Annotated in this window: 10 protein-coding genes; all 10 read left to right on the top strand. The window is 67.4% G+C overall.

Annotated features, from left to right (window positions below; all coding sequences use genetic code 11):
* Positions 1 to 506 (top strand): chemotaxis protein CheW (locus RWO33_RS16510; RefSeq protein ID WP_314106248.1); only part of this gene is annotated, 506 nt, incomplete at its 5' end.
* Positions 507 to 656: 150 nt separating this feature from the next.
* On the top strand, positions 657 to 965 hold the full coding sequence (locus RWO33_RS16505; protein ID WP_145477750.1) for an STAS domain-containing protein: 309 nt from the start codon (positions 657 to 659) through the stop codon (positions 963 to 965).
* On the top strand, positions 962 to 1327 hold the full coding sequence (locus tag RWO33_RS16500; protein ID WP_038688521.1) for a response regulator: 366 nt from the start codon (positions 962 to 964) through the stop codon (positions 1325 to 1327). The genes RWO33_RS16505 and RWO33_RS16500 overlap by 4 nt, the downstream gene beginning before the upstream one ends.
* A gap of 48 nt (positions 1328 to 1375) precedes the next feature.
* Positions 1376 to 3355 carry a chemotaxis protein CheA gene (locus tag RWO33_RS16495; RefSeq protein ID WP_314106247.1) on the top strand — a complete coding sequence of 660 codons (1980 nt, stop codon included), beginning with the start codon at positions 1376 to 1378 and terminating at the stop codon, positions 3353 to 3355.
* Positions 3356 to 3456: 101 nt separating this feature from the next.
* The gene (locus RWO33_RS16490) at positions 3457 to 3588 is read left to right on the top strand and encodes a hypothetical protein (protein ID WP_314106246.1); all 132 of its coding nucleotides are present in this window, start codon (positions 3457 to 3459) and stop codon (positions 3586 to 3588) included.
* Between the two features lie 161 nt (positions 3589 to 3749).
* Positions 3750 to 5990: a methyl-accepting chemotaxis protein gene (locus tag RWO33_RS16485; RefSeq protein WP_314106245.1), complete on the top strand. Its 2241-nt coding sequence runs from the start codon at positions 3750 to 3752 to the stop codon at positions 5988 to 5990.
* A 187-nt stretch (positions 5991 to 6177) separates the two neighbouring features.
* Positions 6178 to 6954: a flagellar brake protein gene (locus tag RWO33_RS16480; RefSeq protein WP_145477753.1), complete on the top strand. Its 777-nt coding sequence runs from the start codon at positions 6178 to 6180 to the stop codon at positions 6952 to 6954.
* A gap of 143 nt (positions 6955 to 7097) precedes the next feature.
* Positions 7098 to 7589 carry a chemotaxis protein CheW gene (locus RWO33_RS16475; protein ID WP_145477754.1) on the top strand — a complete coding sequence of 164 codons (492 nt, stop codon included), beginning with the start codon at positions 7098 to 7100 and terminating at the stop codon, positions 7587 to 7589.
* Positions 7590 to 7739: 150 nt separating this feature from the next.
* Positions 7740 to 8123: a hypothetical protein gene (locus RWO33_RS16470; protein ID WP_145477755.1), complete on the top strand. Its 384-nt coding sequence runs from the start codon at positions 7740 to 7742 to the stop codon at positions 8121 to 8123.
* 94 nt (positions 8124 to 8217) lie between these two features.
* A partial coding sequence (locus RWO33_RS16465; protein WP_314106244.1) for a methyl-accepting chemotaxis protein occupies positions 8218 to 10503 on the top strand: 2286 nt, incomplete at its 3' end.

Here is a 10503-nt window from a genome sequence, read left to right as displayed (position 1 = left end):
CCGGCCGCCCCAGCAGCTGGCAGGAACTGCAGGCCCAGGCCCGCAACCCCGCGTCCAGCCCGCGCAGCGATCGCCGCGCCAGCGAGCGTACCTCGCGCTGGCTGCGCCTGCGCTGCGGCGTCCAAGCCTATGCGCTGGAGCTGTTGAAGGTGCAAGAAGTGGTGCTGCCGGTACCGCTGCTGCCGCTGCGCGGTACCGCCTCGGCCATGCTGGGCATCATGAACCTGCGCGGCCAGGTGGTGCCGGTCATGGACCTGGGCATCCACCTGGGTGCCGGTCCGGCCCAGGACGACGCCAACACACGCATCGTGGTGCTGGAAGAGAACGGCGAAACCATGGGCCTGCGCGTGTCGGCCGTGGAAGACGTGGCCAACCTGACCGATTCGCAGATCGAGCCGCCCGACACCGCCCGCATCTGCCAGATCTCCAACGACCTGTTCCGGGGGGTGGCGCGGGTGACCGCGCAGCCGATGATCCTGCTGGATGCCACCCAGCTGCTGAATTGACCCGGAAGACCCGACGTAGAGCCACGCCCTGCGTGGCTGAGCACGGTGCCGCCCTCCCAGCCACGCAGGGCGTGGCTCTACGACGATCTCCCCTAAAGGTTCGCTGGTTTACGCCGTTATTGACCTTGGAACCGTTTGTCCGGAGCAACGATGAGCACTGTGGCCCTGGGTGATGATCTCGGAATCGAGAGCAGCACCGAGCTCAAAACACGCCTGGCCCCCTTGGTGGACCAGGGCGGCGACCTGACGCTGGACGCCAGCCAGGTCGGCCGTATCCATACCGCGTCGGTGCAGGTCCTGTGCGCGTTCGTCGAAGCCCGCCGCCAGGCCGGCAACCCGACCGCATTCGAGGGCTGCACCAGCACCTTCCGCGACGCCGCGCGACTGCTCGGCGTCACCCAGGCCCTGGGCCTGGATGCAACCCATGACAACCTGAAATCTGTGGAGAACGCGGCATGAGCGCACGTATCTTGGTGGTGGACGACTCGGCGTCGATGCGCCAGATGGTTTCCTTCGCCCTCACCTCGGCCGGCTTCTCCGTCGAAGAAGCCGAAGACGGCGCGGTCGCGCTCGGGCGCGCCAAGGGCCAGCGCTTCAACGCGGTGGTGACCGACGTGAACATGCCGAACATGGACGGCATCTCGCTGATCCGCGAACTGCGCCAGCTGCCGGACTACAAGTTCACCCCGATGCTGATGCTGACCACCGAGTCGGCCGCCGACAAGAAGTCCGAAGGCAAGGCCGCCGGCGCCACCGGCTGGCTGGTCAAGCCGTTCAACCCGGAACAGCTGGTCGCCACCGTCCAGAAAGTCCTGGGCTGATCCCGCCCCGCCCCTTCCTTCCCCTTTGGTAACCGGACCCGAACTGCCATGAGCATGGACCTGCAACGCTTCCACGCCACCTTCTTCGAGGAAAGCCGCGAAGGCCTGGACGCCATGGAAGCCGGGCTGCTGGCACTGGAATCGGGCCAGCAGGATCCGGAAATCATCAACTCGGTGTTCCGCGCCGCGCACTCGATCAAGGGCGGCGCCGGTACCTTCGGCTTCGACGCCATCGCCGCGCTGACCCACGTGCTGGAAACGCTGCTGGATGAGCTGCGCGCCGGCAAGCGCGCGCTGGAAGCCACCGCAGTCGATGCGATGCTGTCCTCGGTGGACGTGCTGCGCGCCCTGCTGCGCGAAGCCGAACACGGCCAGCCGGCCGACCCGCAGGCGGTGTCCGCGATCAAGGCGCGGCTGGAAGCGGTCCTGTCCGGCCAGGCCGCCGCTACCGCGGCACCGGCCGCAGCCAAGGTCGACGACACCCCGGAAGCGTGGCAGATCGGCTTCGTGCCGGCACCGTCGCTGTTCATGAGCGGCAACGATCCGCTGCGGATCATCCGCGAACTGGAACACCTGGGCTCGCTGCAGGTCGCCGCGCGCATGGAGCGCCTGCCCGGCTTCGACCAGCTCGACCCGCTCGAGGCCCACCTGGCCTGGGACCTGGGCCTGGTCGGCAAGGTCCCGCGCAGCAAGATCGAAGACACCTTCGCCTGGGTCGTGGACGACTGCGAACTGGACATCCGCCCGGCCGCACCGCCGAGCCTGGCCACCAGCGCCCCGGCTGCAGCGCCTGCCGCCGTGGCCGCGCCCGTTACCGCCGCGCCTGCGGCCGCCAGTGCCCCGGCCGCCGCGCAGGAAGCGGAAAGCTCGATCCGCGTGGCGGTGGAAAAGGTCGATGCGCTGATCAACCTGGTCGGCGAACTGGTCATCACCCAGGCCATGCTCAAGCAGGTCTCCAACGCCCTGGACCCGGTCCACGCCGAACAGCTGTTCGCCGGCCTGGACCTGCTGGAACGCAATACCCGCGACCTGCAGGAAGCGGTGATCGGCGTGCGCATGCTGCCGGTGGACGCCGTGTTCCGGCGCTTCCCGCGCCTGGTCCGCGACCTCTCCTCGCGCCTGGGCAAGCAGGTGCGCCTGCGCACGATCGGTGAAGGCACCGAACTGGACAAGGGCCTGATCGAAAAGATCGCCGACCCGCTGGTCCACCTGGTGCGCAACTCGATCGACCACGGCCTGGAAATGCCCGACGTCCGCCGCGACGCCGGCAAGGACGAAACCGGCACGATCACCCTGGCGGCATCGCACCAGGGCGGCCACATCGTGATCGAAGTCAGCGACGACGGCCGCGGCCTGAACCGCGACAAGATCCTCGCCAAGGCGCACGAGCGCGGCCTGGCCGTGCCGGACAACCCCACCGACGCGCAGGTCTGGGACCTGATCTTCCAGCCCGGCTTCTCCACCGCCGATGCGGTCACCGATCTTTCCGGGCGTGGCGTGGGCATGGACGTGGTCCGCCGCAACATCCAGGCGCTGGGCGGCGAAGTGCAGCTGGAAAGCCGCACCGGCAACGGCACCCGCGTACTGATCCGCCTGCCGCTGACCCTGGCCATCCTCGACGGCATGACCGTGTCGGTGGCCGGCGAAACCCTGATCCTTCCCCTGGCGTACGTGCTCGAAGCGCTGCAGCCACAGGCCGAAGACGTGCGGTCGATGGCCGGCGAAGGCCGCGTCCTGCGCGTACGCGGCGAATACCTGCCGATCCTGTCGCTGAGCGAGTACTACGGCTACGGTCGCCGCGCCAGCGACGACTCGCTGGTGGTGGTGGTCGAGGGCGACGGCCAGAAGATCGCGCTGGAAGTGGACGAACTGGTCGGCCAGCAGCAGGTCGTGGTGAAGAACATCGAGAACAACTACCGGCGCATCGGTGGCGTGTCCGGCGCCACCATCCTCGGCGACGGCCGCGTCGCCCTGATCGTGGACATCGGCGGCCTGGTGCGCTCGCTGCGCGTTCCGCAGGCGGCGTAAAAACAGCCCGGTAGCGCCGGCCGTTGGCCGGCTGGAACGCCCCCGTTGATGACGGGGGCGTTTTTGTTTGTCGGCGTCTGAACGTTTCATGGAAAAACGTGATGTCGGTCGGCACCGATACGGACGCGTATCCACGACCCATTCGCCACCGCATGGCAAAACCGTTGGCATTGCTTGTTTTCGCAACCATCGGCGGCAAACCGCGCCGTTGCGTGGACCTCGAAAAAATGTGACATCGCGCGCTCAAGAAACCGGCCCGAGCCGCCGTTATCCGCAATAGCGATGACACATTCATCGCCCGCCTTACGCCCTGCCGCTTCGCCGCTTTCGCCTTTCGCCCTTCCGCACAACGTTTCCACGGCTGTGCGTCCCTGCCCTGCCCGGAGTTCCCCGCATGAAGTGGTTCCATGATCTGCCCATCAGCCGCAAGCTCGCGGTCGGGTTTGCCCTCACCACCGTGATGACCATCGGGCTGGGCGTGTTTGCCCTGCTGCGTCTGAACGGCGTCAACGCCGAGCTGGCCGAGATGGCGAGCAACGACATTCCCTCGGTGCAGCACCTGGGCGAAGTCCGCGCGCAGCTCGGTGAGTTCCGCACGTTCGAACTGGCCCAGCTCACCATGCTCGACCAGGCCGACAAGGTCGCGGACTACAACAAGCGCATGGACGCCACCGCCAAGATCGTCCGCGACGAGCTGAAGGCCTACGCCGCGCTGCCCGCCGGTGAGGAGGAGAAGGCGCTGTACCGGAAAGTGGCCGCCGACCTGGAGGTGTACTTCGCCGCCAATGCGGAAATGCGCACTGCCGTCGCCGCCGCCGACGGCGTGCTCGCGCAGCAGATCTCCGACGAGAAGTCGCGCCCGGCACGCCGCGCCATGTTCGAACACCTCAAGGAACTGGGTGCCTTCAGCAGCGGCCTGATGCTGTCCAAGATCGACGCCGCCAACGCGACCCACCGCGCCAGCGTGATGGCGATCATCGTCACCGTATCGCTGCTCACGCTGCTCGCCGTGGCCATGGGCGTGGTGATCTCGCGCGCCATCACCGGTCCGATCCGCCAGGCCATGCATGCCATCCAGTCGGTGGCGCGTGGCGACCTGTCGGTCAACATTCCGTCCAGCACCACCGCCGATGAAGCCGGTCGCATGCTGGCCGCTACCCGCGACATGACCCAGATGCTGCGTCGCTATTCCAGCGAAACCCAGCAGATGGTTGAAATGCACGCCGGCCCCGACATCAGCCACCGCATCCCGGAAGACTTCCCGGGCGTGTACGGCCAGCTCGCGGTGGGCGTCAACACGGTGATCTTCGAGCACCTGGATTCGATCCGCGACGCGATCGACGTGCTCAACCAGTACGACGCCGGCGACCTGTCGCGGGACGCGCGCCGCCTGCCCGGCACCCGCGCGATCCTGCACGAATCGATGGACGCGGCCAAGGCCAGCCTGCTGGCGATCAATACCCAGATCCAGACCCTGGCCCAGGCCGCTGCGGCCGGCGACTTCAGCCAGCGCGGCGACGCGCAGCGCTTCGATCACGATTTCCGGATCATGATCGAACACCTCAACACCATGATGGACGTGGCCGACGGCAACCTCTCGCAGCTGTCGCACCTGCTGCAGGCCATTGCCAACGGCGACCTCACCGCCCGCATGCATGGGGAGTTCCACGGCGTGTTCGCCAGCATGCGCGACGACGCCAACACCACCGTCGCGCAGCTGACCCGGATCGTCAGCCGCATCCAGCATGCCTCGGGCAGCATCAGCACCGCCGCCGGCGAAATCGCCTCGGGCAACAACGACCTGTCGCGCCGTACCGAGCAGCAGGCCGCCAACCTGGAAGAAACCGCCGCCTCGATGGAGGAACTGACCTCCACCGTGCGCCAGAATGCCGAACACGCGCGCCAGGCCAACCAGCTGGCGATCGGCGCGCACTCGGTGGCGTCGCAGGGCGGTGAGGTGGTCGGCAAGGTGGTCAGCACCATGCACGAGATCGACGCCTCCTCGCGCCGCATCGCCGACATCATCACGGTGATCGACGGCATCGCGTTCCAGACCAACATCCTGGCGCTGAACGCGGCGGTGGAAGCGGCGCGTGCCGGCGAACAGGGTCGCGGCTTCGCCGTGGTCGCCTCCGAAGTGCGCACCCTGGCCCAGCGCTCGGCCAGTGCGGCCAAGGAGATCAAGGGCCTGATCGACGAATCGGTCGGCAAGGTCGCCGAAGGGTCGGCACTGGTCAACCAGGCCGGCGCCACCATGGGCGAGATCGTGGCGTCGGTGCAGCGCGTGACCGACATCATGGCCGAGATCTCGGCCGCCTCGCAGGAACAGTCCGCCGGCATCGAGCAGGTCAACCAGACCGTGATGCAGATGGACGAGACCACCCAGCAGAACGCTGCGCTGGTGGAGGAAGCCACGGCGGCGGCGCGTTCGATGGAAGAACAGGCCGGTCAGCTCAACGACGCGGTGGCGCTGTTCAAGCTGGATGGCCAGGCGGTGGCCGCCGCCGTGCCCGTGCCGGCCATCACGGGCGGACGTCCTGCCGCGGCACGTCCGCGCAGCGCGCCGGCACCGGTGCGCCGACCGGCGGTGCGCGAACCGGCGCTGGCGGGCGAAGGCGACTGGCAGGAGTTCTGATCGCAACGGTCCGTCACCCTCGACACCCCGCTCCGGCGGGGTGTCGTCGTTGTGGCGTACCGCACTCCATTGCACCGCACAAAAGGCCCTACACAGATTCGCCCTACATTATTGTGAACCGCTGCCGATAAACGGACAGAGACCTGATTTCGCACGAAATCTGTACCCGCCCAACGCAGCAGAGTCCATGTCCGAAGGCAGCCTTGAAACCCACGACGCGTCCCACGCCGACCACGATGACGGCGCGGACGATCGTTACCTGGTCCGCAACCCCCGGCAGATCCGCCAGCTGCTGCAGGCGTTGATCGACCAGCGCTCGCTGCTCACCGCCCACCTGGGCGGCCGCGACCAGTCGTTCCCGACCGCGATCCTGGAGCTGGACGAGGACGACGACTACCTGCTGCTGGACGGCAGCCCGTCCGAATCCTCCAACCGCGCGGCCGAAGAGGCTGGCCACCTGCTGTGCTTCGCCCAGCTGGACCGGGTGATGGTGCGCTTTCGCCTGGACCACCTGGAGCGCACCGGCGGCCACGGCCACGTGGCCTTCCGCGTTCCCTTCCCCACCGAACTGGTGCACCTGCAGCGTCGCGAGCTGTACCGGCTGGAGACGCCGGTCACCGATTCCCCGCACCTGCTGTTCCCGATCAACGAGGACCGCAGCGAGGCCCTGCACCTGCGCGTGGTCGACATCAGCGGCGGCGGCCTGGCCGTCACCGTACCGGCGAACTGCAACGCGTTCTCGCTGCAGAAGCGCTATGACGCCCGCCTCGACATGCCCGACACCGGCGCCATGCAGGTCTCGCTGATCGTCTGCAACCAGCTGGCGCAGAAACTCCCCAACGGTGTGGAAATGAAGCGCATCGGCATGCGTTTCGACGGCCTGCCCCGCGGCGGCGACAGCGCCATCCAGCGCTACATCTTCCGCATCGACCGCCAGCGCAGCGCCCGCAAGAACGGGGAATGACAGCGACGTAGGAACCGATTCGGAGGCCCGCGCAGGTCCGACCGTTGGTCGGACGCTCTTCCCTAAAGTCGTCGCGATCCAGGCCGATATCCGGAATGACGCCCCGGTTTTCCGACCGCCACGCCCGACCCAGGATTCCTTCCATGAACGACAGCAACCCCAACGCCGCCAGCAGCGGTGGCGAGTACCTCAGCTTCACCCTCGGCGCCGAGCACTACGGCGTGGACATCCTCAAGGTCCAGGAAATCCGCGGCTATGACTCGGTCACCCGCGTCCCCGACGCCCCCGACTACATCAAGGGAGTGATCAACCTGCGCGGCACCATCGTCCCGGTCATCGACCTGCGCCTCAAGCTGCGCCTGGACGACGCGCGCTATGACGCCTTCACCGTCATGATCGTGCTCAACGTCGACAACCGCGTCGTCGGCATCGTCGTCGACAGCGTCTCCGACGTCATTCCGCTCAGCGCCGACCAGATCCGCCCCACCCCCGAATTCGGCGCCGCCGTCGATACCCGCTTCATCTCCGGCATCGGCACCCAGGACGACCGCATGCTGATCCTGCTGGATATCGAAACCCTGCTCGACAGCGCCGACATGGGCCAGCCTGCCGCCGTCGAAGACGCCGCTGCCTGACCCACCCCCCATTGCGCCGGATCGGATCGATTTTCGTTCAACAAAAATCCTTCAGTTCTGTCGCGAATGGCCGATAGCTGGATTCAGGAACCGGCTGCGTGGGCTCACCCACCACCGGGCCAACTATCCATATCCCCCGGAGAACTCCCGATGAAGACCCTGCCCACCCTGCTGTCGATCGCCGTCCTCGCCGCTTCCGCCTCCTCCGCCTTCGCCCAGTCCGCCGAAATGATCCCGCCGGAGCTGGCGGCGCGTTCGGTCGGCAAGGACGGCATGGTCTGCGGCAAGGTCGAAAAGGCCCGCTACGCCGAAGGCTCCGAAGGCCAGCCGACCTTCCTGTACATGGGCGGCGCCTTCCCGCGCCACACCTTCTCGGCCCGCATCGCCGGCGAAAACCGCGGCAAGTTCAGCTTCCCGCTGGAAACCCTGGAAGGCAAGACCGTCTGCGTGATCGGCAAGATCGCCCGCGACGCCTCGCGCGCTGAAATCGAAGTCAGCTCGCCGTCCGGCCTCAAGCTCGCCAACATCAAGTAATAGCCCCATGCCCTGCCACGCCGGCCCGCGCCGGCGTGGTCGTTGCAACCGGGCCTGATGCCCGGGCGCGTCTGCCACCGGAGAGTGCACCACCATGCAATGGATCAAGAACCTCAAACTGATGCCGAAGTTGATGCTGACTTTCGGCGTAATCCTGCTGGTGATGCTGCTGCAGGGCGTGGTCGCCTACCGTGGCCTGCACTCCCTCAACAACGTAACCACCGAACTGGCCGGCAACCGGATGGAGAGCATCCGCCTGGCCGGCGAAATGCGCGGCATGCTCGGTGAATACCGCAACTCCGCCTACCAGGGCCTGATCCGCGCCAGCGACGACGTCAAGGCCGAAGCCAAGACCCGCGCCGCCGACCTGCGCGGCAAGATCGCCGCCTCGATCAAGAAGTACCCCGAGCTGATCGACAGCCCGCAGCAGAAGAAGCTGTTCGACGCCTTCGCCAAGGACTGGAACGACTCGCTCGCCTCCTACGACGCCGTCACCGAAATGCTCGAGCTGGACCTGCCGGACGACGCCGTCGATACCTTCGTCGGCGAAACCCGCACCAAGCACCTCAAGGCCTCCGCCGCCCTGGAGACCCTGATCGCCGAAGACAACCGCCTTGCCCGCGCCTCGCGCGAAGAAGCGGAAAGCACCTACGCCACCTCCGCCACCCTCACCGTCATCGCCCTGCTCGGCGGCGCCGCGCTCGGCCTGGTGCTGGTCTACCTGTTCGCCCGCTCGCTGGTCGGCGCCGTCCGTGGCGCGGTGCTGGTGTCCAACGAAGTGGCCGGCGGCAAGCTCGATGGCCATATCGACGTCAGCCGCAAGGACGAAGTCGGTGACCTGATGCAGGCCATGCAGCGCATGCAGCGCGACCTGCGCGAGCGCACCGAAACCGAACAGGCCGTGGCCCGCGAGAACCTGCGCATCCGCACCGCGCTGGATTACAGCTCCACCGGCGTGTACCTGACCGACAACCACCTCAACATCGTCTACGCCAACCGCGCCTTGGAACAGACCCTGTCCCAGTACCAGGACGAACTGCGCAAGCAGCTGCCGGACTTCGACGCCAGCACCTCGCTGGTCGGCCGTCCGCTGACCGTGCTCGAGCACCGTGGCGAAATGGACGCCGGCCTGCTGGCCAACCTCAAGCAGCACGGCGTGGCCCGCCGCGCCATGCAGTTCGGCGACGCCCAGTTCGCGCAGGTCGTGTCCACCATCCGCAATGAAGAAGGCGAAAGCGTCGGCCACGTGGTCGAATGGCGCGACCGCACCCCCGAGGCGCTGGTGGAAGCCGAAGTGGCGCGCGTCATCGCCCAGGCCGCTGCCGGCGACCTGTCCGGCCGCATCGCCGCCGAAGGCAAGGACGGCTTCTTCCTGCAGCTGGCCCAGCAGATCAATGGCCTGCTCGACGCGAACGCCTCCAGCATCGAACAGATTTCCGGCCTGCTCACCGCGCTGTCGCAGGGCGACCTGACCGTGCGCATGCACGGCGAGTTCGAAGGCGTGTTTGCCACCATGCGCGACGACGCCAACGCCACCGCCGAACAGCTCAGCGGCATCGTCACCCGCATCAAGCAGTCCAGCCAGGCCATCAGCTCGGCCGCCAGCGAAATCGCCACCGGCAACAGCGACCTGTCGCGCCGTACCGAACAACAGGCTGCCAACCTGGAAGAAACCGCTGCCTCGATGGAGGAACTCACCTCCACCGTGCGCCAGAACGCCGAGCATGCCCGCCAGGCCAACCAGCTGGCCATCGGCGCGCACAGCGTGGCCTCGCAGGGCGGTGAAGTGGTCGGCCAGGTGGTGACCACCATGAGCGCGATCCAGACCTCGTCCAAGAAGATCGCCGAGATCATCTCGGTGATCGACGGCATCGCCTTCCAGACCAACATCCTGGCACTGAATGCCGCGGTCGAAGCGGCGCGTGCCGGCGAACAGGGCCGCGGCTTCGCCGTGGTCGCCTCGGAAGTGCGCACCCTGGCCCAGCGCTCGGCCGGTGCGGCCAAGGAAATCAAGGGCCTGATCGACGACTCGGTCGGCAAGGTCAATGACGGTTCGGCCCTGGTCCAGAAGGCCGGCGCCACCATGGGCGAGATCGTCGCCTCGGTGCAGCGCGTGACCGACATCATGGCCGAGATCTCGGCGGCCTCGCAGGAACAGTCGGCCGGTATCGAACAGGTCAACCAGACCGTGGTGCAGATGGACGAAACCACCCAGCAGAACGCCGCGCTGGTGGAGGAAGCCACTGCCGCCGCGCGTTCGATGGAAGAACAGGCCGGCCACCTCAGCGACGCCGTGTCGATCTTCCGCCTGGACGAGCAGGACCTGGTCGCCGCCGCCCCGGCGCCGGCACCGGCACCGCGCGCGGTGGCCCGTCCGGCC

Source organism: uncultured Stenotrophomonas sp., from assembly GCF_963519925.1.
GTDB classification, from domain to species: Bacteria; Pseudomonadota; Gammaproteobacteria; order Xanthomonadales; family Xanthomonadaceae; genus Stenotrophomonas; species Stenotrophomonas maltophilia_AE.
Note: the sequence above shows the minus strand (reverse complement) of the source record. Positions and strands in the feature narration are given on the sequence as shown.

Excerpts from the sequence above, each read along its gene's own strand:
- RWO33_RS16505 (WP_145477750.1), top strand. The coding sequence starts at position 657 with ATGAGCACTGTGGCCCTGGGTGATGATCTCGGAATCGAGAGCAGCACC.
- RWO33_RS16500 (WP_038688521.1), top strand. The coding sequence starts at position 962 with ATGAGCGCACGTATCTTGGTGGTGGACGACTCGGCGTCGATGCGCCAG.
- RWO33_RS16495 (WP_314106247.1), top strand. The coding sequence starts at position 1,376 with ATGAGCATGGACCTGCAACGCTTCCACGCCACCTTCTTCGAGGAAAGC.
- RWO33_RS16490 (WP_314106246.1), top strand. The coding sequence starts at position 3,457 with ATGTCGGTCGGCACCGATACGGACGCGTATCCACGACCCATTCGCCAC.
- RWO33_RS16485 (WP_314106245.1), top strand. The coding sequence starts at position 3,750 with ATGAAGTGGTTCCATGATCTGCCCATCAGCCGCAAGCTCGCGGTCGGG.
- RWO33_RS16480 (WP_145477753.1), top strand. The coding sequence starts at position 6,178 with ATGTCCGAAGGCAGCCTTGAAACCCACGACGCGTCCCACGCCGACCAC.
- RWO33_RS16475 (WP_145477754.1), top strand. The coding sequence starts at position 7,098 with ATGAACGACAGCAACCCCAACGCCGCCAGCAGCGGTGGCGAGTACCTC.
- RWO33_RS16470 (WP_145477755.1), top strand. The coding sequence starts at position 7,740 with ATGAAGACCCTGCCCACCCTGCTGTCGATCGCCGTCCTCGCCGCTTCC.